The sequence below is a fragment of the Candidatus Phycosocius bacilliformis genome (genome assembly GCF_003112735.1).
GTDB lineage: Bacteria > Pseudomonadota > Alphaproteobacteria > Caulobacterales > Aquidulcibacteraceae > Aquidulcibacter > Aquidulcibacter bacilliformis.
Genome location: NZ_BFBR01000006.1, coordinates 204265 through 223827, shown reverse-complemented (window position 1 = coordinate 223827; position 19563 = coordinate 204265). Strand labels below are relative to the sequence as shown.

At 58.4% G+C, this 19563-nt stretch carries 24 protein-coding genes; 14 read left to right on the top strand and 10 right to left on the bottom strand.

The features are described from left to right. Positions 1-59: 59 nt before the first annotated feature. Positions 60-329: a hypothetical protein gene (locus tag PbB2_RS11170; RefSeq protein WP_133245790.1), complete on the bottom strand. Its 270-nt coding sequence runs from the start codon at positions 327-329 to the stop codon at positions 60-62. 34 nt (positions 330-363) lie between these two features. Here PbB2_RS11170 and PbB2_RS11165 point away from each other — a divergent pair, with 34 nt between their 5' ends. After that, entirely contained in the window at positions 364-564 is a 201-nt protein-coding gene (locus PbB2_RS11165; RefSeq protein WP_108985389.1) for a hypothetical protein, read from the top strand. 43 nt (positions 565-607) lie between these two features. Here the strand turns inward: PbB2_RS11165 and PbB2_RS11160 are convergent, their stop codons facing one another. After that, complete coding sequence (locus tag PbB2_RS11160; RefSeq protein ID WP_108985388.1) at positions 608-1339, bottom strand: SIMPL domain-containing protein; 732 nt, start codon at positions 1337-1339, stop codon at positions 608-610. Positions 1340-1512: 173 nt separating this feature from the next. Here PbB2_RS11160 and PbB2_RS11155 point away from each other — a divergent pair, with 173 nt between their 5' ends. Beyond that, entirely contained in the window at positions 1513-2424 is a 912-nt protein-coding gene (locus PbB2_RS11155; RefSeq protein ID WP_108985427.1) for a DMT family transporter, read from the top strand. Between the two features lie 6 nt (positions 2425-2430). Here PbB2_RS11155 and PbB2_RS11150 read toward each other — a convergent pair whose 3' ends face one another. From PbB2_RS11150 to PbB2_RS11135, 4 genes are all read right to left on the bottom strand, one after another. Then, entirely contained in the window at positions 2431-3234 is an 804-nt protein-coding gene (locus PbB2_RS11150; protein WP_272949233.1) for a response regulator, read from the bottom strand. 224 nt (positions 3235-3458) lie between these two features. Further along, on the bottom strand, positions 3459-4208 hold the full coding sequence (locus PbB2_RS11145) for a TIGR02301 family protein (protein WP_108985386.1): 750 nt from the start codon (positions 4206-4208) through the stop codon (positions 3459-3461). A 32-nt stretch (positions 4209-4240) separates the two neighbouring features. Beyond that, entirely contained in the window at positions 4241-5218 is a 978-nt protein-coding gene (locus PbB2_RS11140; protein ID WP_108985385.1) for an NAD(P)H-dependent flavin oxidoreductase, read from the bottom strand. Between the two features lie 116 nt (positions 5219-5334). Next, entirely contained in the window at positions 5335-5907 is a 573-nt protein-coding gene (locus tag PbB2_RS11135) for a DNA-3-methyladenine glycosylase I (protein WP_108985384.1), read from the bottom strand. Positions 5908-6201: 294 nt separating this feature from the next. On the opposite strand from PbB2_RS11135, the gene PbB2_RS11130 reads away from it, so the two are divergent. From PbB2_RS11130 to PbB2_RS11105, 6 genes are all read left to right on the top strand, one after another. Further along, on the top strand, positions 6202-7089 hold the full coding sequence (locus PbB2_RS11130; protein ID WP_108985383.1) for an outer membrane protein assembly factor BamD: 888 nt from the start codon (positions 6202-6204) through the stop codon (positions 7087-7089). A gap of 64 nt (positions 7090-7153) precedes the next feature. Continuing rightward, on the top strand, positions 7154-8845 hold the full coding sequence (recN, locus tag PbB2_RS11125; protein WP_108985382.1) for a DNA repair protein RecN: 1692 nt from the start codon (positions 7154-7156) through the stop codon (positions 8843-8845). Positions 8846-8919: 74 nt separating this feature from the next. Further along, on the top strand, positions 8920-11319 hold the full coding sequence (gene ligA, locus PbB2_RS11120) for an NAD-dependent DNA ligase LigA (protein ID WP_108985381.1): 2400 nt from the start codon (positions 8920-8922) through the stop codon (positions 11317-11319). A gap of 73 nt (positions 11320-11392) precedes the next feature. Then, complete coding sequence (locus PbB2_RS11115) at positions 11393-13456, top strand: PhoX family protein (protein ID WP_192576303.1); 2064 nt, start codon at positions 11393-11395, stop codon at positions 13454-13456. A 114-nt stretch (positions 13457-13570) separates the two neighbouring features. Continuing rightward, positions 13571-14317, top strand: a complete 747-nt coding sequence (locus tag PbB2_RS11110) for a hypothetical protein (RefSeq protein WP_145959877.1) — start codon at positions 13571-13573, stop codon at positions 14315-14317. Positions 14318-14388: 71 nt separating this feature from the next. Next, positions 14389-14913 carry a GNAT family N-acetyltransferase gene (locus tag PbB2_RS11105; protein ID WP_108985378.1) on the top strand — a complete coding sequence of 175 codons (525 nt, stop codon included), beginning with the start codon at positions 14389-14391 and terminating at the stop codon, positions 14911-14913. Here the strand turns inward: PbB2_RS11105 and PbB2_RS11100 are convergent. The 4 genes from PbB2_RS11100 to PbB2_RS16460 all read right to left on the bottom strand — a co-directional run bounded on the left by PbB2_RS11100 (position 14891) and on the right by PbB2_RS16460 (position 16139). Then, positions 14891-15154, bottom strand: a complete 264-nt coding sequence (locus PbB2_RS11100; protein ID WP_108985377.1) for a DUF3297 family protein — start codon at positions 15152-15154, stop codon at positions 14891-14893. The two genes, PbB2_RS11105 and PbB2_RS11100, sit on opposite strands and share 23 nt — an antisense overlap. A gap of 33 nt (positions 15155-15187) precedes the next feature. Continuing rightward, a complete protein-coding gene (locus PbB2_RS16465; RefSeq protein ID WP_108985376.1) occupies positions 15188-15604 on the bottom strand; it encodes a type II toxin-antitoxin system VapC family toxin in 417 nt (138 codons plus the stop codon). Beyond that, complete coding sequence (locus PbB2_RS11090; RefSeq protein WP_108985375.1) at positions 15595-15858, bottom strand: type II toxin-antitoxin system Phd/YefM family antitoxin; 264 nt, start codon at positions 15856-15858, stop codon at positions 15595-15597. Before PbB2_RS11090 ends, PbB2_RS16465 begins: the two co-directional genes overlap by 10 nt. 137 nt (positions 15859-15995) lie before the next feature. Continuing rightward, complete coding sequence (locus tag PbB2_RS16460; protein ID WP_420887461.1) at positions 15996-16139, bottom strand: hypothetical protein; 144 nt, start codon at positions 16137-16139, stop codon at positions 15996-15998. On the opposite strand from PbB2_RS16460, the gene PbB2_RS16100 reads away from it, so the two are divergent. From PbB2_RS16100 to rplB, 6 genes are all read left to right on the top strand, one after another. Then, a complete protein-coding gene (locus PbB2_RS16100) occupies positions 16071-16364 on the top strand; it encodes a hypothetical protein (protein ID WP_238164978.1) in 294 nt (97 codons plus the stop codon). The genes PbB2_RS16460 and PbB2_RS16100 overlap by 69 nt on opposite strands. Before the next feature lie 356 nt (positions 16365-16720). Then, on the top strand, positions 16721-17029 hold the full coding sequence (gene rpsJ / locus PbB2_RS11080) for a 30S ribosomal protein S10 (protein ID WP_085340332.1): 309 nt from the start codon (positions 16721-16723) through the stop codon (positions 17027-17029). Positions 17030-17040: 11 nt separating this feature from the next. After that, positions 17041-17787 (top strand): 50S ribosomal protein L3, encoded by a 747-nt coding sequence (gene rplC / locus PbB2_RS11075; RefSeq protein WP_108985374.1) that lies wholly within the window; start codon positions 17041-17043, stop codon positions 17785-17787. Beyond that, on the top strand, positions 17787-18425 hold the full coding sequence (gene rplD, locus PbB2_RS11070) for a 50S ribosomal protein L4 (protein WP_108985373.1): 639 nt from the start codon (positions 17787-17789) through the stop codon (positions 18423-18425). Before rplC ends, rplD begins: the two co-directional genes overlap by 1 nt. Further along, complete coding sequence (locus tag PbB2_RS11065; protein WP_108985372.1) at positions 18425-18721, top strand: 50S ribosomal protein L23; 297 nt, start codon at positions 18425-18427, stop codon at positions 18719-18721. The genes rplD and PbB2_RS11065 overlap by 1 nt, the downstream gene beginning before the upstream one ends. 4 nt (positions 18722-18725) lie before the next feature. After that, positions 18726-19559, top strand: coding sequence for a 50S ribosomal protein L2 (gene rplB, locus PbB2_RS11060; RefSeq protein WP_108985371.1), 834 nt, complete (start codon positions 18726-18728; stop codon positions 19557-19559). The last annotated feature ends 4 nt before the right edge of the window (positions 19560-19563 follow it).

Genomic DNA, 19563 nt, shown 5'->3' with positions numbered 1-19563 from the left:
TATGCATTTTCGCAGGCCAGCGGTGCCAGTTTCCCCCTTCCTTTCAGGAGCCTGGCTTCTTAACTGACATCGTGCAGCGCGCCTCCGCTGCGGACACCGTCGATCGCCTGATCCGGTGTCTCCTCCCCCCAAGAGGCCGCCTCAAAGGGCCGCATCCAGTCTGGGTGCGGCCTCTTTTTTTGCCCAATCAGCGTGATACGCAGATCAAGGTCCACTTTACCGCGCCGATTGCCAATGGGGGGATCGACCATTATCGGCTCTAACACGCGTTGTGCGGCTGGGGTGGCAACGCCTTCAGTGGCTGGTACGGCCAGCCCAATTGGTGTCACGGGGCTAACCTATGGTACCGTCTAACGCTGCTCGGTGACCGCCGCCCATGCACTCGGCACCAGCTTGGGTTTAAGCATTGCACCAGCGACGCCAGCCTTACCAAATGTGCCGGCCGCCCCCACGACTGGAGCCGCCACATCGGCCGATAAAGCCGCTTTGATGGCTTTCCTGCGCACGCTGGATGACCCAGTCCTATTGGGCGATACTGAATTCTCAAACCCCATGTGCAAATAGTCTGGCCGTGGGCCGGGTTGGATGCCAGCTTGGCTCTGCAGACTTAATCCTTCAAGAAATAGGTGATGGTAGTCACCACGCGCACTTTCTTGTCGATCTGCCGATCCGGCGGGCTATCAGGTATGTCCACCGCCGGATTAACTTCGATCACGCCCTGATTGGCATTCTGAATCGCACCAACTTTGGCACCGGATTCTCGGGCGAATTTGTCAGCCGCTTCGCGTGCACGCTGGGTAGCTTCTGTGAGAAGTTCACCCTTCAGATCATTGAGTTTGGTGAATTGAAAGGCTGGACCTGCCGACATGCCTTCATTGGCAAAGACCACACCATCTTTCAGCAAATCACCGCTATTGCGCGCGGTTTCAGCCAGTTTGTCGACGTCACCTGTCTTGACCAGCAGGGTTTCGGTCAGGATGTAACGCGGCCCGTTTAAACCCCCGTTCGAATAGGCATTGGCGAGTTTGTCTTCGACCCGGATATTTTGAACCTGATAGGCCGTGGCAGGAAAGCCACGTGCGGAGAGGAAGGCCTTCACGCTGGCTTCTGCCTGACCCAGGCCCTGACGAGCTTCTTCTAATGTGTCACCCGTGGCCACAAAACTGATGGGCCAAAAGCCAAGATCGGCTTTCACGGGACGTTCTGCCAGACCTTTGACCGTCACGGTACGAAAGCCGAGGCGCGATTGCACCAAGGATTGGCCTGCGGAATAACCGGCAAAGGCAATGCCCAATGCCAATGCTGTTGCAGGTACGAAAAGATTGGATCGTTCAGCCATGATCTGCCCTCCCGCCACATGTGCTGCGGATTTGGCAGCACCTGGGCACACACTGTCCCTCGGTGTCTTGTTGGGCTTGGTTTATGGCGGGTTTAGGGCGTATTCAGGTCTATAAGGGTGCGCAATCGTGTGTTTTTGCGGGCTTGAACTTCCTTTTCTGCAAGGCTTTTCGCATGGCACTTTCTTGGATCCCCTTGGCATTGGTGGCGGGCTTTTTGCAGATTTTGCGCAACGCCGCCCAAAGAGGTTTGTCTGACCAAGCTGGGCCTTGGGGGGCAACGCTGGTTCGATTCCTCTATGGATTGCCGTTTGCCGCGCTTTTCTTGGTGCTCGTGGCTTGGTTAGCCCCACCCAGTCATTTTGCCATCAAGCCTGCATTTTGGATTGCCGCCCCGATTGGAGCCACCGCGCAAGTATGTGCCACTGCAGCCTTGATCCAAGCCATGCGGGCATCCAGCTTTGGACTGGGGTCGACATTTCAGCACATGAGCCTGCCCTTGGCCGCTTTGGTCGGCGTCCTGTTCCTGGGTGATCATTTAGGTCCTTGGGGCTGGCTGGGCATTTTGGTGGCCACGGGCGGGCTGATTTTGGCAAGCTGGCCACGCCAAGGATTGGCCGGGGGCTTATCAGGTTTCAAAGCCGGTCTTTATGGTTTGGCTTCTGGGGCTTGTTTTGCAGTATCAGCCAATTGCTACCGATTGTGTGGCTTGGCGATTGATCCCAGTGCGCCCTTATTCTCAGCAACCTTTACGCTGGTGTGCGTTCAAGGTCTGCAAAGTGCTGTTTTGGGTGGAATATTATTGGTGGTCGACCGTCCAGCACTTCAAGCCCTGGCCGCCGAAGGACGGGCAAGCTGGTCTGCCGGGCTAGCCGGGGCGGCCGCCTCGGCCTGCTGGTTTGCGGCATTAACATTGGCACCTGCCGCGCTGGTGCGGGCGCTCAATGCGCTCGTCGAAGCCCCAACAGCAACTTTGCTGGGGTGGATCCGGTTTAAGGAGACGATCGATCTTCGCCGCGGCTTGGGCTCTGCCTTAATTGTGGTCGGAGTGATCGCTACGGTCCTCAGTCAACTCACCAGATCTTAGCCAAGTTTACCCACCGCGCTTGGCCGCCGCCAAAAAGGCAGATGCCGCCATGGCCATGCCGTTGCGAACTGAACTGACCAAATCGTCAGGACTGAAAGGTTTCGCCAATGCAATATCGGCACCGGCATCGAGGGTTTTCATCCAAGATCGGCGCGCAATGTCACCATCACCGCGGTCCGACAAGGCGATAATGGCCACACCGGGAAAAGCCTCGCGCATTTGGGTGACATAGCTTGCCCCTTCCTGAGCATCGACATCAATTTGAATCACCACAGCATCAAGATCTAACACATCCACATGTTCGAGTGCTTCTTCCAGGCTTGCCCCCGTGGTGACGCGGAATTGGTGCTCTTTCAGGCCGGTTTCACAGACCTTGCGCACGGTTCGGCTTGAATCAATGACCAGGACATGGGGCAGCCTTGATCCGGTTTCGAGGCGGGTTGCAACTTCGGTCAGAACCTCCTGAAGCCGCTCTTGGGTCAAAGGCTTTTGCAGCAGGAATTCCGCACCATCGCCCTTGGCCCGCTCTAACGCGCTGCCCAATTGGCCATCTCGGCCCCCGGCACTAATCGCCGCGATTGTGATATTAGGTGCGGCGCGGCGGATCTGGGCGATCGTGCTGCCATCCTGACAATCAGGCAATGCCAAGTCCGAAATCACCAGATTCAATGGCTCTTTGCCCAAAATGGTCAAGCCAGATTTGAGGTCGAGAGCGACCAGAGCATCCCAGCCAGTGCGCAGGATCATCTGCGAGATCACACGGGCTTGGATCATGCTGTCTTCAATCAATAAGCAGGTGTAGTTAGACACTTTCCACCTCCGTACTGTGATATCCGACTGCGGGTCAGCGACATTCGGACTCAACCTCAATTAAATGCAGGAAACACTCCCACCTTACCGTGATCAATCTAGATGGATCATCCTTACTGTCCATGTAAGGACGTACGACAATCATCATGCTCAGTATCATGTAATGAGATCAGCGATAAACATTTACCGCAGGTAAATGCCAAGTGGAGCTGAGCAGATCCACCTCATCGGCCTGCAGAGCTTGTTGGAACAGCACCTGGTGCGGGCTGAGTTGGCGGTAAGCCAATGGCCCGATATTGCGCCGCCAATTTCTTGGCCAATCCATAACCTTCTTTGGCCAGTCGAGCTTCTTGTGCGGTCTGGTCGCGCGGGCAGGTTGCAACGCCTTGCCCATAGGCCTGAAAACCCTCGTTGAATGCATCGACCAGAGGATCGCGTAAGGGGCTGTCATCTGCCGCTTCTAAGTCGAGCATGGTGGCCATGCGGGATCGGTAGGTCTGATCCTCGCGGCCGGTGCAAGAGACCCGCAAGGCATGAAGAGACCCCAGAATGCGCGACATTTGCTGAAGATCAGCCTTGGTCTTCGGGTCGACTGCCCGAGGCCGGCGCGGATCGCGCATCACTTGCTCATCCGCCATCGTCACAGCCGGATTTGTCCCACTGGTATTTGCATCCACATCGCGCAGTGATTTGCGAGACTGACTGGCATTGCGGCTTGAGACAGTCTCACCCGCGTTTAGGCCTTGGCTGGCCGGGTCCCAATCGGCTGGAAAGTCGCCGGGATCGGCCACGGCCGCATCTTCAGGCGCTTCTGCAGGTGGCAAACGCGATCCGGCTTCACCCCTTGATGGGTCGCCATATTCCAGTTCAACAGGTGCTTGCCCGGCAGGATAGGCCGTTTGGGCAAAGCTGAGCGCGGCCGCTGAAACGGCCGCCGCCCCGATGATTACCGATATCCACACAGCTTTGCGCATAGGAACAAAAGGCTGCTGCTTTGCCCCTCAGGTCAAGCTGGTGAGCTTTGCTGTAAGCGACCAAGACGGGCAATGCTGTCATGCGCCTCTGCCATGATGGACTTGATAATCTCTTCGCAGGAGAGGACATCGCGCACCCCGCCCGCAGACTGGCCCATGGCAAAGCAGGACTTGTCTTGCTCTAGGCCTTCAATCTGACCGCCGATGCCGCCCATGGCACCCGATTGCATCGAGATCATCGCCTGCATTGGAAACGGCTTGATGTCGGCGGGGCGGCTTTCCCAATCCTTGACCCAGGCATTGTCCTTGACCCGCATCGGTTTGCCTGAATAGCAGCGTGTGCGCACCGTATCGGTGTCGCGGGCACTGACAACCGCATCCTTATACATTTGCCCGGCATGGGCTTCTTTGGACGCAATAAAGCGCGTGCCCATCCAAACCGCTTGTGCGCCCAGCGCCAAGGCAGCAGCCAGGCCGCGCCCGTCATACAGGCCACCTGCAGCAACGACTGGGATCTTCACCCGCTCAACGGCTTGGGCCACCAGAGGCAGGGTGCCGACAAGGCCCGTATGTCCACCCCCTTCAGAGCCTTGGCAGATGACAGCGTCACAGCCGGCCGCTTCGGCCTTTTCGGCATGGCTGACCGCCCCGCCAACCACCATCACTTTCAGGCCCGCCTTGTGCAATTTGTCGATGATTGCGGAGGGAACACCCAGACCGGCGATAAAGGCGGTTGCCCCTTCGGCGATGATGATATCGACAGAGGCCTCAAGGCTTTCAGGCACAGCAGCCAGCAGGTCGACGCCAAAGGGCTTGTCGGTAAGCGCGCGGACTTTGCGCATTTCGGTGCGGATCTCATCGGGTGATCGCCCCGCCATGCCTAAACAGCCATAGCCGCCGGCATTGGAGACCGCCGCGCAGACTTCGGCATAAGACACACCACCCATGCCAGCCAGCATGATGGGATGTTCGACGCCCAATAGGTCGCAAATTGGTGTTCTCAAGCTCATGACTCACTCCCTGACATCGGTCCTCTTGCGAGACCTGTTGGCTGCCAAGGTTAATGTGTTTGGATGATCGCGCAATCCTGCCACTGCTGGCTTGGATGCACCAGCACCGGACAATCTCAGGTCAGGCTGGGCCGGTAGCAATGGCAGGTGACAACATGGTCGACCACCAGACCCGCAGCTTGCATGAAGGCATAGCAAATCACTGGGCCACAAAACTTGAAGCCGCGCTTTTTGAGCTTGGCGGACAAGGCTTCTGATTGGGCTGTGCTCACGGGGACGTCGGCCAAGCTGGCGGGGTGATTGTGGATCGGCTGGTGGTTGACCACCGACCAAATGAAGCCGCTGAAACCGTCAGGCTCGCGTTCGATGTCTTGATAAAGTCGGGCAGCGGTGATGGTGGCCATGATCTTGGCGCGCGAGCGGATGATGCCAGGATTGGCGAGCAAGGCTTCAATCTCGGCCTCGCCAAATTGGGCGACCTTGTCAGGATCAAAACCGTCAAAAGCCAGTCTGAAGGCCTCGCGCTTGCGCAAAATTGTGATCCAAGACAGGCCAGCCTGAAAGCCCTCGAGGCACAAAAGCTCCCATAAAGCGCGGCTGTCATAGAGCGGCCGACCCCACTCATCGTCATGATAGGCCACATAGAGCGGATCGGTCTCAATCACCCAGCCACAGCGGTTTAGACTCATCTTTTGCGTCCCAGCCAAAAGTCAAAAGTGCCGTCGACCCATGGGCCTTTTGCTGCATCATGGCCGGTGAGCCAATCCGGTCAACCAGATGGACCATGTGTTTCCACATCTTCCCACAGGCCCAAAATTTGACGCAAACGCGCCCCAATGACGATTTGTGTGCATCGGTCCCTGAAGGAAGTTGGCCAAGGCGGCTTCCCGTGCGGGTTGAAGCTGGCTAAAGATGGCGCTGAGAAGGGCCTGCTGCCCGGAGTTTAAAACGTGAAGCAATCCAGAATTCAACTTCTTCTGACGATGTCCAGTTTGATGGTCGTGGTGGCAGCTTGCCAATCCATGCCCGGCAGCACGGCCAAGAAGACACCTGTTTATGTCGAGCGGCCGGTCGACCTGCTCTATAACAATGCGCGCGATGAGTTGAGTAAGAAAAATTATGCCGAAGCCGTCACTGGCTTTGAAGAAGTGGATCGCCAGCACCCTTATTCGGAATGGGCCAGACGCGCATTGTTGATGACGGCCTATGCCAATTATCAGCAAAACAAATATGAAGACGCGATCGCCGGGGCGCAGCGCTTTGCCTCGCTCTATCCGGGCAATGAAAGTGCGGTTTACGCCTATTATCTGATTGCCATTTGCTATTTTGAGCAGATCGTCGATGTCGGCCGTGATCAGCGCATGACAGAATTGGCATTGGCGGCCCTGAATGAAGTGGTTCAGCGCTATCCTCAAACTGAATATGCCCGTGACGCGCGCCTCAAGATCGACATGACGCAGGACCAGTTGGCGGGCAAAGAGATGGAGATCGGCCGCTATTATCTGCGCGATGGTCAGCAATTGGCTGCCATGGGCCGCTTCCGCCGTGTGGTGGACCTTTACCAGACCACCACCCACGTCCCTGAGGCACTTCACCGCTTGGTGGAGACCAATTTGTCCATGGGGCTGGTGGATGAAGCCACCAAGGTTGGCGCGGTTCTGGGCTATAATTATCCCGGCTCGGAATGGTATGAGGCCAGCTATAAGCTCCTGACCGCCAAAGGGGTTACCCCGGAAGCCAGGCCAGGTCGTCGGGGGCTGTTCCAGCGGATCATCAGGCCCAAGCGTGGTTTGGAAAAGGCCCCGGCTCCGCCCCAAGCTGAGAGTCAGACATCCAGTGTGCCGGTTGGGGCATCCCAGACGGGCAAATGACGCAGCGGCCAGAGGAATGTTGGGGACGATGTGGTGATGCTGGCCGCATGGGGGCGTGGCGGCCATGTTGATCGCCTTGTCCATTCGCGACGTCGTGCTGATTGAGGCTCTCGATCTGGAGATTGAGCCAGGCTTTACCGCTTTGACGGGTGAAACCGGGGCCGGAAAATCAATCCTGCTGGATGCTCTGGGTTTCGCGCTGGGTGAGCGGGCTGATCGTGGCTTGGTCCGCCAGGGTGCAGAGCGGGCGCAAGCCTCTGCTGTGTTTGAGATTGGTTCAAGGCATCCGGCGCTGGGTCTGTTGGAAGAACTGGACCTTCCTGAAGCCGAAGATGGCCGTATTGTGCTGCGCCGCTCGATCAGTCTGGACGGCAAAAGTCGAGCTTATGTTAATGATGCGCCTGCCTCAGTCGGGGCGTTGCGGCGTCTTGGTGCTTGCCTGCTTGAAATCCATGGCCAGCATGCCTCGGTTGGCTTGATGGACCCCACGACCCATCGCGATCTTCTTGATGTGTTTGCCAAAGCAGGGCCGCTGAAAGCCCGCACCTATGAGGCTTGGCGTGACCTTGATGCGGCGCGTGCCGCCTTGGACTTTGCTGAGCAGCAGGCGCGGCGGGCCTCGACGGACCGGGATTATCTGGCGCATGTGGTCGCGGAGTTGAAAAAGCTTGCCCCCAAGTCGGGTGAAGAGGCTGCCCTTGACGCCGAGCGTCGCGCTTTGATGGGATCAGAAAAGGCTGCCAGTGCGCTCAAAGATGCCACTGATGCTTTGGCTGATGGCAAGGCAGAGCAGCGTATGGCCGCCGCAGCACGCGCACTTTCGCGGGTTGGCAAGCCTGAAGGCGAGGGTGCTGATGCCCTCTCCAAAGCAGTAGATCAGGCCGCCCACGCCCTTGAGCGCGCGTTGAGTGAGTTGTCTGACGCGCAAGGTTGGATGACGCGCGCGGGCGACGCACTTCAAGGTGACCCCGGGCGACTGGATCAATTGGAGGAGCGGCTTTTTGCCTTACGCGGTGCCGCGCGCAAGCATGGGGTTTCGGTTGAGCAATTGAGCGATGTTTTGGCCAGGGCGGAGGCCAATCTGGCCGGAATTGATCATGCTGATGAGGCCATTCAAGCAGCCAAGGCCGCACTGGTGCAGGCAGAGGCCCATTATCGAACAAATGCTGAGGCCTTGTCGGCCTGTCGCCATCAGGCGGCACTGACGCTGGATCAAGCGGTCATGCAAGAATTGCCGCCGCTTAAGCTCGACAAGGCCCGCTTCCGCACCCGCGTGGATAGTGATGCGACACGGCCAACCAAGGACGGGATTGACCGAGTGACGTTTGAGATTGCTGCCAATCCCGGTGCAGGCTTTGGCGCTTTGTCGGAGATTGCCTCCGGTGGGGAATTGTCACGTCTGTCTTTGGCGCTCAAACTCGTCCTGTCCACCGATGGTGGCACGTTGGCCCTTGTTTTTGATGAGGTAGACCAAGGCATTGGCGGGGCGACTGCTGACGCTGTCGGCCGTCGCCTGGCCCGCCTTGCAGAGACCGCCCAGATTTTGTGTGTCACCCACAGCCCGCAAGTTGCCGCGCGCGCCAGACGGCATTGGCGGATTGAAAAGCGTATCGACAATGGCGTCACCCGCACCGATGTGACCAGCCTGCCCGAGGCAGCCCGCGAGGAAGAACTTGCCCGCATGCTGGCCGGGGCCGAAATCACCGCCGAAGCCCGTGCCGCCGCCCGTGCCCTGATGGCGGCCCGACAGAACTAAGGCCTGCAATTGGTGGCCTGATCGGGCTTTGCCACATCTTCACCTCACCGGGGCTTAGGTCTAGTTTGGCTGGTATGGACTTCTCAACTCTGCCCGTTGATTCCCTCACGAAAGATCAGGCCGTATTTGAACTGGAACGGTTGGCCCGTGAGATTGCCGGCCATCGCCAAGCCTATTACGAGCATGATGCGCCACGCGTCACTGACGCGGAGTATGATGCGCTGGAGCGCCGCAATTTACTCATCGAACAGCGCTTTCCCGCCCTGGTTCGTCCCGATAGTCCGTCGCGCAGCGTTGGCAGCGCGGCTTCGGCCCGCTTCAACAAAATAAGCCATAACGTGGCCATGTTGTCGCTGGATAATGCCTTTACCGACGCCGATGTCGCTGATTTTCTTGGCCGCGCGCAACGATTTCTCGGCTTGGCTGATCAACAAGATTTGGCATGCACAGCTGAGCCCAAGATTGACGGCCTATCCTTGTCCATCCGCTATGAGAAGGGCGCACTGAAATATGCGGTCACGCGCGGGGATGGCAAGGAAGGCGAAGATGTGACCGCCAATGTGCTGACCATTGCCGATATTCCCCGCACACTTGCCGGGGCAGGCTGGCCTGACCTTATTGATGTGCGGGGCGAAGTCTATTTAAGCCATCAGGCCTTTGCCGCCTTGAACAAAGCCCAGGAGGTTGCAGGGCTTCCCCTTTATGCCAATCCACGCAATGCCGCCGCGGGCAGTCTGCGCCAATTAGACCCTGCCATAACCGCCCAGCGCCCGTTGAGCTTTTTCGCCTATGCGTGGGGGGATGTGAGCGCGGCGTTTGCGACCAGCCAGATGGAGGCGGTGGCCTGTTTTGCGGCTTGGGGGTTTAAGACCAACGCCGACATGGTGTTGTGCCCGGATGTGGCGAGCCTTTTGGCCCATTACCGCGATTTGGGGCTGCGTCGGGCCGAACTTGGATATGACATCGACGGGGTCGTCTATAAGGTCAATGATCTGGCCTTGCAGGAAAGGTTGGGCATTATCACCCGCTTTCCACGTTGGGCGATTGCGCACAAATTCCCACCCGAACAGGCGACAACCATCCTTGATGCGATTGATATTCAAGTGGGCCGTACAGGTGCTTTGACCCCGGTGGCTCGCGTCCGACCAGTGACTGTGGGCGGGGTGGTGGTCTCGAACGCCACTTTGCACAATGAGGACTTTATCGCAGGCAAAGCGCTGGACCGTGTGACCGGGCAAGCGGTGCGCGGGGGCAAGGATTTGCGGGTGGGAGATCATATCGTCATCCAGCGCGCAGGCGATGTGATCCCTCAGATTGTTGATGTGTTAGTTGATCGGCGGCCAGCAGACAGTCAAGCCTTTGCCTTTCCCCATGTCTGCCCCTGTCCGTTGCAGACCCCAGCGATCCGCGGTGGTGGGGATGGTGAGGGTGAACAGGACGTGGTCCGGCGGTGTACGGGCGAATTTGCCTGCCCGTTCCAGCGCCTGCGGCATCTTGAGCATGTTGTCAGCCGGAAGGCCTTTGACATTGACGGGCTAGGGCCACGTCAGCTGCAGGACTTTTTTGCCTGGGGGCTGGTCAAGGAACCCGCAGACATCTTCAAATTGGAACATCATCGTGCCGACTTGGCCGGCAAGGATGGCTATGGCGAGGTGTCGCTCAACAATCTGTTTGCAGCGATCAACCAGCGGCGTGACATCGACTTAGCGCGCTTTATCTTTGGCCTTGGAATCCGCCATATTGGCGAGACGACAAGTGGCGTGCTCGCGCGCGCTTTCGTGTCGTGGCAGGCATTTGATGAAGCGGTGCAGGCTGCAGCGAGCCATCGCCCCGGTGAGGCTTATCGAAAATTGGAAGGCCTACCAGGCTTGGGGCCAGCAGCGTTGAAGGCCTTGTTGGATTGGGCCGCAAGCCAGACAGAGGCGGGTGCGTTTACGGGGCAAGGCAATCTGTTTGACGATGTGGCTGAAAATCTCGCCAAACTGCGCTTGAAGGAAGTGGCCATGCCGGCGCGCAAGGCCTTGATCGGGGCGTTTGGTGATTGGGGCAGCCTTGTTGCGACTGTGAAACAGGCCGCCAGTCAGAGACCGGGGGATGCCTTCATTGCCTTGGCCGCGCTTGACGGTATGGGGGAGGTGGCATGCGAGGCGCTGTTGGACTTCTTTGCCGAGCCACACAATCAAGGTGCAGTGGCCCGTTTGTTGGCAGAGGTGCGACCTCGCGATGCTGAAGCAAGCCGCCAAGATAGCCCGGTGACGGGCCTAACCGTGGTCTTTACCGGCAGCCTTGAAACCATGACGCGCGATGAAGCCAAAGCCCAAGCCATCCGCTTGGGCGCAAAAGTGGCTGGCAGTGTTTCTGCCAAGACCGATATTGTGGTGGCAGGACCTGGCGCAGGATCCAAACTTGCCAAGGCCAGTGAGTTGGGCATCCGCGTGATGAGCGAAGCCGAATGGGCTGCTTTTGTCGGCTGAAACATTGTGATTTGTCGTCAACCCGTCATCGGCCAATCCTATGTTTGACGTGGAATTACAGAAGGCCCCTCCCATGACTGCCCGGACCAATCAATTCGCTGACCTTGCTTGTGCCCATCTATCCCGTCGCGGGTTTCTGACCGTCACGGCCAGCCTGCCAGCGGCGAGCCTATTGCCAAGTGAAGCCGCGGCAGTGCCAGCTGGTTTCACCTCTGTGCCTGAGAATCGCCAAGACACGGTGGTGGTGCCAGAGGGCTATGTCTGGGCCCCGCTGATTTCTTGGGGTGATCCGCTGTTTGAGGGCATGGCTCCGCTGGATACGAGCCGCCGGGGTGCCCCCTTCCAATTCACGCGGGAAGAACAGGAAGGCCGGTTTGGCACCCATAATGATATGCTGGCCCTATTTCCGGCCAATTGGGCCTATCCCTGGCCGCAGGGCCGCGTGCGCCGTGCCATCATGTGCATCAACCACGAGGCTGTTAGCCCGTTTCTGGCAGCGCCGGGCAGCAATGGCCAAGCTCTTGATACTGACCCGGTGGCACTGGAGGCCCTTTATGCTTGCATGGGGGTGAGTGTTTTTGATGTCAGCCACGATCCTGCAACCGGGGCTTGGGCGGTAGTCAAAGGGCCTGCCAAGGGAGTGGGCCGCAATCGGCGCATCACGCCGTTCAACGAGATTGTCTTTGACGGTCCCGCAGCCAACCATCCGTGGATCACACGGGCTGGGGCAATTGTGAATGAGATTGAGGGCGCACGCTCTGGCCCGCCAAAGCGCGCTGCGGCGATCAAGGCAGGCACGTTCCAGAATTGTGCGGGGGGCTTTACCCCTTGGGGAACCTATTTGACCGCTGAGGAGAATTTCAACAACCAGTTCTTCACCAGTGACAAGGATAGCCCGGTCTTGGCGTCAGCGAAGGCAGAGCCCGGCTTTGGCTTTGACCAGACGATCTTCCGCTATGACAATATTTGGCGGATGGGCGGGCCGGGTCAATTTGATCTGAGCCGCAATCCCCATGGTCCGGCGCTTTACGGCTGGATCGTCGAAATCGACCCGTATGATCCCGATTGGTTGCCGACCAAGCACACAGCATTAGGTCGTAAGTGTAATGAATGCGCCACCACGGTGTTAGCCCGCTCGAACCAGGCGGTGATTTACACAGGTGATGATAGCAACAACCAATTTGTCTATAAGTTCATCTCGCATGGCCGTTTCGATCCAACCAATCGGGTGGCCAACCGATCCCTGCTGTCGCAGGGTACATTGTATGCCGCGCGATTTGAGGCCGACGGGACTGGCTATTGGATCGCGCTGACCGCTGAAGCCGCCAATCAGGTGCCGCTGGCCCCCGGTGAGGCCCCATTTGCCGACGATGGCGATGTGATGGTGCGCTGTCGAGAGGCGGCTGCCCGTTTGGGTGCCACGCGTATGGACCGGCCTGAAGATGTGGAAAGCCCAACTGATGGCAGCTTCCGAGGCACCGGCACCGTCTTTGTGATGTGTACCGGCAATCTGTCGGACTCAGGGCGGCCAGGCAATGCGGCCAATCCGCGGCGCAAGGCGCTGGAAGGCGATGGCCTTGAGCGCAATTTTCAGGGCCATATCGTGCGCATAGATGAAGCAGGCCGCGATCCGGCCGCCTTGCGTTTCACATGGGACATTTTTGCGGTGGCGGGTGATCCGGCAGGTGAAGTCGCCCCGGTGGTTAATCAAGAGGGCAGGCGGGTCAATGCTTCCTCTTGGCTTCAGGGCAAACCCACAACGACCGGTGACCGCTTTGCCATGCCCGACAATATCACCTTCGACCACCGCAATTTTGGCTGGATCACAACCGACGGCACACAGGATACTTTCCCCTGCAACGACGGGGTTTATGTTCTGCCGATGGTGGGAAAGGGGCCGCGCCCGGTTAAGCGCTTCTTGACCGTGCCGGTCGGGGCTGAATGTACCGGGCCCTTGCTGGCTTGGGACCAGCGCACCTTCTTCTGTGGTGTACAGCATGTTGGGGCAGAAAGCCCGTCTGGGCAATTTTATCGCGGCGAGGCCGAAGGACCCTATTCCAGCTTCCCACATGGCGGCTGGCCGCGCGATACCGTCGTCTATGTCCGACGCAAGGACGGCGGCGTGGTCGGTACCTAACCACAATTTAACGTGCCAGAAAGCCTGTGATCAGGCACGTGTTGATCCATGGTCAATGATGCGGGCAAAGCCCCGAAACTGGGACCTGGGGGGATTTCCGCGACAACGCGGTTGATGACGCGCCTGATCGCTCTGGCGATCTGGTCTGTGCTGGTGTTTGGCCTTTTGCATATGGCACCGCCGAAAGCCTTGCCTGAACCTGTTGGGGTTGCCGCACTTGTTTTGGCGACAGAGCGGCCGACCCCGCCACGACGGCCATTCAAGATCGCGCCCAATCCAGCTGCCTCCCAAAAACCAAGTCAGCGCCTAAAGCCACAAAGTGAGGCCAAGTCCGGACAAACTCGGCCGGTTTTGCTGCCGGCCTCACCGACTGTCGAGAATCTGGCACCGCTCGGTCCCATGGTGGCCGGACAGTCCACGCCGGGCCCGACAAAGGCGATAGAAGGAGGCTTGCCCGGTCCCGCAGGCGGTCAGGCGGGTGCAGGGCTAACAAGCCAAGCGCAGGCCATCATTAAAGCCCAAGCCTGCGCCCGCATTGATATCAAGGATCGCCCGCCTGATTGCCCGCCCAATCTGGAGATCAAGCGGCTTTTGGACGCCGCGCGCGGACCAAAATACCGGCCTGAGAATGCTGAGGCCTTTTCCCGTAACGAGATGCGCTGGCGTGATGTACCGCCGCCTTGTTTGGAGGATGGTCAGTCAAAAAGCATCAAGGGTGGCACAGTATGTGTCCGTGTTGGCATGATCCCCTCACGCGTGAGAAGTCCGCAAGAAATCTGCGAAGCCAAAGGGATTGGCGCATGCGCGCCGACCCCGCCGCAAGCTGCCGTAAATGCTGCGATTGCAAATAGCCCGAAATAGCGAGCTCCCCTCCTGTACACGCGGCCCATCGGTGACTTTCCAAGGGATCAGCCTTGGCATAGGCTTTGATCATGACGCGCCAAGCCCCTCAATTGACCACCACCCACCTCATCCTGCGGGGTCACGAACGCACTGATTTTGAGCGGCTGGCCGCCATGTGGGGTGATCCTGATATTGTCCGCCATATCGGGGCGCGGCCATCATCCAGCCAGGAATCGTGGTTCCGGTTGCTCCGCTATATGGGGCATTGGCCAGCTATGGGCTACGGCTATTGGGCGGTGTGTGACAAGGCAACCGGGCTTTATATTGGCGATGTTGGACTGGCCGATCACAAACGGGGGCTCCATCCAGGGCTTGATGCCGCACCCGAAGCAGGCTGGGTGATCATTCCATCGCTGGCGGGCAGGGGGTTTGCCACCGAAGCCATGGCAGCGGCTCTGGCCTGGTATGAACAGACCCATGGCCCAACCCGCACGGTTTGTATGATCGAAAGCGTACACGCGGCCTCGATCAGGGTTGCCGAGAAACTCGGTTATCGGCCATTTGCCGACATCATGATGACGGATAAGGCCGTCAGTCTGTTTGAGCGCTCTTGATCCAGACCTCGACCGGGCCCTTTTGCAGGATCGTCAATGGATTGCCCTTGCGGTCAACCTTATTGCCCAGTGCCAGCCGCACCCAGCCTTCTGAGATGCAATATTCTTCGACATTGGTCTTTTTTTCGCCTTTGAAGCGCACCCCGACACCCAGAGCCAAAAGCTCCTCATTATAATAGGGGCTGCGGGGATTGACGCTCAAACGGTCGGGCAAAGCGGTGGGGCTGGTTTCATCGGTCATGCCCGCTGCCTTAGCCCAATGCGGACGGCTTCCTCAAGGGGGCGGTGTAGTGGGGTGGGGGATGACCGACACAGCAAGGCCGCCACTGGCTTGGCTCATGCGGTGATCATTGGTCCAAAGTGCATCACACCCATGATATTGCGCGCAAGCCACATGAAGCGCATCGGGCATCTTCAATCGTCCTCGCGCAACCAGGTGTGCCCCCTGTCGAAAGATGGCCTCGTTGAGTTCAAGGACCTTCACTCGGTGGAAGAAACGCTCGTAATCTTGCAGCAAGAAGCTGTTTCCGATGCGCAATGGCCCCGCCAAGCATTCAGCTATGACGAGATGGGATATGGCAAATTCGTCATCGGGCGCTGCTGCGATCTTCAGCAAGACCGTCTCGTGGAGAGCTGATGCGGGCTCGAGTGCATAGATGACAATGCAGCTATCGAGATAGATTAATCCCATGCCGCACGTGCATCCTCAATATCGCGTTCAATTTGCGTGTGATCGCGCTGCGCCTTTGTCGGCTTCCGCGATACCAACCATGTGAACAGCCCCGCACCACTATTAGGCGCGGCTTGACAGTCGTCATCCTGCTCAATGGGGACGAGGCGCATCACAGGCTTGCCACGGTTTGCGATAACAACCTCTTCGCCCGCCTGCGCACATTTCACCAGTTCCGACAGGCGGTTTTTGGCCTCAAGAATATTCACCTGCATGGTCGTTGCTCCAACTTGGCTAGAATTATAGCATATTCTAGCCAGATACGAAAGCCAGTCCTGGGCTTTGGCGTGGTCGGCTAAGTCAGGATTGTTGCAACCCGTGCCATGACATCTGCCAGGATAGCGGCGGGAAGCTACTCGACCTTGCGGCCTGCGCGTGCGGCAATGTCCAACACGCGAGGCTGATTACATTTTATAATCCAGGTGGTTTGAACACCGGGGATCGGAACGGCAAAACCCAATCGCCTCGCAAAATTCCCGGCATGGGTGATGGGCAAAACGAGCGGCAGCCGACTATTGTTGTTTACGACAGCAAGCTGAATGTGGTGGCCTCTGGTGGCATCAACGGTCAACCAATCCAAAACGCTTTGGCTTCGATCAGCCCATTTGGGATTGAGAATATTTCAAGTCCCCGCTTGCTAGAGCTGGCTGATCTGCTGACGACGACGTATGGCAAGCCGTCAAGTGTCCAGCAATTGGTTGAGACGCTAAAGGCAAGCTAGGTTGCCGATGACGGTTTGCGCCCCACCCCCCACTGCACCCATCCTGTCTGCAGGCCTTTACAAACCAGACTCACCAGACTAGTAACGCCGCTCTTGCTTGGACCGGCTGTGGCAAACCCTTGGTTTTCCAGACGCGGGACGATGAAAGCGCAGGGTTCATACCGCCGAAAAGGGTATGTCGCCTCTGATGGCGCGGTGAGACGCGTCTTTGCTTGTTCGACCCCGTCAGACGGCTTTTCCGGCTAAAATTTAGTTTGCGCAGCCTGGTGCGTCGCTCCCAAAAGCGTCGCAGCGGGCTTCGTTCGATGTTTGACATGCGGTCCTATCGTTTGGATGACCGCTTCGCGAGGGTTAATATGGCTCAACAGACCATCCGGATCAGGCTCAAAGCCTTCGACCACCGGGCGCTGGATCAGTCCGCCAAGGAGATTGTCTCCACGGCAAAGCGCACTGGCGCAATGGTGCGGGGCCCCGTGCCTTTGCCGACGCGCACTGAACGTTTCACGGTTAACCGCTCGCCTCACGTCGATAAGAAGTCGCGCGAGCAGTTTGAAATCCGCACGCACAAGCGCGTGCTCGATATCGTTGACCCAACCCCGCAGACGGTGGACGCGCTGATGAAGCTCGATCTGGCTGCCGGTGTTGACGTCCAAATTAGTCTGTAAGGGCGCCGGCTATGCGTACAGGATTGATCGCAAAGAAAATGGGCATGACCCGCGTGTTCGCCGCCGACGGCGCGCACGTGCCTGTCACTGTCCTGGCTCTCGAAGGCTGCCAAGTGGTGGCCCAAAAGACCGATGACAAAGATGGCTACACGGCCCTGCAAGTGGGTGCTGGCACCCGCAAGGCCAAGAATGTCACCCAGCCGCTGCGCGGCCACTATTCCAAGGCCAGCGTCGAGCCGAAGGCCAAGTTGCGCGAATTCCGCGTCTCGGCCGACAATCTGGTCGATGTTGGCATGGAATTGACCGCAGACCATTTCCTGCCTGGCCAGAAGGTCGATGTTTCGGGCATCACCATTGGTCGCGGTTTCTCTGGTGCCATGAAGCGGTGGAACTTTGGTGGTCTGCGCGCCTCGCACGGTGTGTCGGTTTCCCACCGCTCGCATGGTTCGACCGGTCAGCGCCAAGACCCCGGCAAGGTGTTCAAGGGTAAGAAGATGGCTGGCCATTATGGGGTCGAGCGCGTCACCACCCAAAATCTTGTGGTCGTGCGCACCGATGTGGAGCGCGGCCTCATTCTGGTGCGCGGGGCTGTTCCAGGGGCTGAAGGCTCTTGGGTAGAGATCCGTGACGCCGTCAAAGTGCCAGCACCAGCCGGCCTGCCCAAGCCAGCCGCCTTCCGTAAGCCCGGCGATCTCAAGATCGTGCAAGCTGACGCCGACGTCGCGGCACCTGCTGAAACTCAAGAGGGGGCCGAATAATGAAACTCGACGTCCTGAAACTCGATGGCAGCAAGGCCGGCTCGGTTGAGCTGGATGATGCTATCTTTGGTGTTGCGCCACGCGCCGACATCCTGCACCGTGTGGTGCGCTACCAGTTGGCCAAGCGCCGCGCTGGTACCCATGACACCCAAAATCGTGGCGAAGTCTCGCGCACGCACACCAAGTTCGGCAAGCAAAAGGGTTCGGGCGGTGCACGTCACGGCTCGCGCAATGCGCCGATCTTCCGTGGCGGTGGCGTGGCTCACGGGCCCCACCCACGTTCCTATGCCCACAGCCTGAACAAGAAGGTGCGGGCGCTGGGCATGAAGATGGCGCTATCGGCAAAAGTGGCCGAAGGTTCTCTGATCGTGGTGGACAAGGCTAGCCTTGATGCCCCCAAGACCAAGACCTTGCTGGAAAACTTTGGCAAGCTGGGTGTGACCAATGCGCTGGTGATTGCCGGGGCTGAAGTTGATACCAATCTGCAATTGGCTGCGCGCAACGTTCCTAACGTCGACGTGCTGCCTGCCGCCGGTCTCAATGTTTATGATGTGCTACGTCGTCAAAAGCTCGTGCTCTCGCGCGATGCGATTGAGGCGATCAATGCACGCTTTGCCAGCAAAGGGGAGGCTGCGTAATGGCACTTTCCGAACGCCACTATGATACCATCCTGGCACCTTGGATCACTGAAAAGGGCACTCTGCTCTCGGAAGTGAACCAAGTGATCTTCCAGGTTCCATTGACGGCCACCAAGCCTGAGATCAAGGAAGCCGTTGAGGCCCTGTTCAAGGTGAAGGTGAAGGCAGTCAACACCATTCGCGTTCAAGGCAAGACCAAGCGCTTCAAAGGCGTGCTGGGCAAGCGGAACGACTTCAAGAAAGCAATCATCACGCTGGCTGACGGCGAGACGATTGACGTGACGACGGGGCTGTAAAAGAATGGCACTGAAGACATTCAAGCCGACCTCTGAAGGTCGTCGCCAATTGGTCATCGTGGACCGCAAGTCCTTGTATAAGGGCAAGCCCGTCAAGGCTTTGACGGAAGGTCTGACCAAGACTGGCGGTCGCAACAACACCGGTCGCGTGACCTCGTTCCGTTCGGGCGGTGGTCACAAGCGCACCTATCGCATCATCGACTTCAAGCGTCGCAAGTGGGACATGCCTGCTGTGGTGGAGCGTCTGGAATATGACCCCAACCGCACGGCCTTCATTGCGCTGATTAAGTATGAGGATGGCGAGCTGTCCTATATTGTGGCTCCTCAGCGTTTGGCTGTTGGCGACACCATCGTGGCTGGCGAAAAGGTTGACGTGAAGCCCGGTAACGCCATGCTTCTCAAGTCCATCCCTGTTGGCACCATCATCCACAATGTGGAGATGAAGCCGTTGAAGGGGGCACAAATCGCGCGTTCAGCTGGTTGCTATGTGCAATTGGTCGGTCGCGACACCGGTTATGCGCAGATCCGCCTGTCCTCGGGTGAGTTGCGCATGGTGCCAGACAGCTGCATCGCCACCATTGGTGCAGTCTCTAACCCAGACAATATGAACGAGAATTCGGGCAAAGCCGGTCGTTCGCGTTGGCTCGGGATCCGTCCTTCGGTTCGTGGTGTGGCCATGAACCCGGTCGACCACCCCCATGGCGGCGGCGAAGGCCGTACCTCTGGCGGTCGCCACCCTGTCACCCCTTGGGGTAAGAAAACCCGCGGCCCCAAAACCCGCAGCAACACGACGACTGACCGGTTGATTATCCGTCGTCGTCACGAAAAGAAGGCTTAAGACG

What these genes read in the sequence shown, in the direction of transcription:
- PbB2_RS11160 (WP_108985388.1), bottom strand. Translation starts at nt 1,339, where the DNA reads ATGGCTGAACGATCCAATCTTTTCGTACCTGCAACAGCATTGGCATTG.
- PbB2_RS11155 (WP_108985427.1), top strand. Translation starts at nt 1,513, where the DNA reads ATGGCACTTTCTTGGATCCCCTTGGCATTGGTGGCGGGCTTTTTGCAG.
- PbB2_RS11145 (WP_108985386.1), bottom strand. Translation starts at nt 4,208, where the DNA reads ATGCGCAAAGCTGTGTGGATATCGGTAATCATCGGGGCGGCGGCCGTT.
- PbB2_RS11140 (WP_108985385.1), bottom strand. Translation starts at nt 5,218, where the DNA reads ATGAGCTTGAGAACACCAATTTGCGACCTATTGGGCGTCGAACATCCC.
- PbB2_RS11135 (WP_108985384.1), bottom strand. Translation starts at nt 5,907, where the DNA reads ATGAGTCTAAACCGCTGTGGCTGGGTGATTGAGACCGATCCGCTCTAT.
- PbB2_RS11130 (WP_108985383.1), top strand. Translation starts at nt 6,202, where the DNA reads ATGTCCAGTTTGATGGTCGTGGTGGCAGCTTGCCAATCCATGCCCGGC.
- recN (WP_108985382.1), top strand. Translation starts at nt 7,154, where the DNA reads ATGTTGATCGCCTTGTCCATTCGCGACGTCGTGCTGATTGAGGCTCTC.
- ligA (WP_108985381.1), top strand. Translation starts at nt 8,920, where the DNA reads ATGGACTTCTCAACTCTGCCCGTTGATTCCCTCACGAAAGATCAGGCC.
- PbB2_RS11115 (WP_192576303.1), top strand. Translation starts at nt 11,393, where the DNA reads ATGACTGCCCGGACCAATCAATTCGCTGACCTTGCTTGTGCCCATCTA.
- PbB2_RS11110 (WP_145959877.1), top strand. Translation starts at nt 13,571, where the DNA reads ATGACGCGCCTGATCGCTCTGGCGATCTGGTCTGTGCTGGTGTTTGGC.
- PbB2_RS11105 (WP_108985378.1), top strand. Translation starts at nt 14,389, where the DNA reads ATGACGCGCCAAGCCCCTCAATTGACCACCACCCACCTCATCCTGCGG.
- PbB2_RS11100 (WP_108985377.1), bottom strand. Translation starts at nt 15,154, where the DNA reads ATGACCGATGAAACCAGCCCCACCGCTTTGCCCGACCGTTTGAGCGTC.
- PbB2_RS16465 (WP_108985376.1), bottom strand. Translation starts at nt 15,604, where the DNA reads ATGGGATTAATCTATCTCGATAGCTGCATTGTCATCTATGCACTCGAG.
- PbB2_RS11090 (WP_108985375.1), bottom strand. Translation starts at nt 15,858, where the DNA reads ATGCAGGTGAATATTCTTGAGGCCAAAAACCGCCTGTCGGAACTGGTG.
- rpsJ (WP_085340332.1), top strand. Translation starts at nt 16,721, where the DNA reads ATGGCTCAACAGACCATCCGGATCAGGCTCAAAGCCTTCGACCACCGG.
- rplC (WP_108985374.1), top strand. Translation starts at nt 17,041, where the DNA reads ATGCGTACAGGATTGATCGCAAAGAAAATGGGCATGACCCGCGTGTTC.
- rplD (WP_108985373.1), top strand. Translation starts at nt 17,787, where the DNA reads ATGAAACTCGACGTCCTGAAACTCGATGGCAGCAAGGCCGGCTCGGTT.
- PbB2_RS11065 (WP_108985372.1), top strand. Translation starts at nt 18,425, where the DNA reads ATGGCACTTTCCGAACGCCACTATGATACCATCCTGGCACCTTGGATC.
- rplB (WP_108985371.1), top strand. Translation starts at nt 18,726, where the DNA reads ATGGCACTGAAGACATTCAAGCCGACCTCTGAAGGTCGTCGCCAATTG.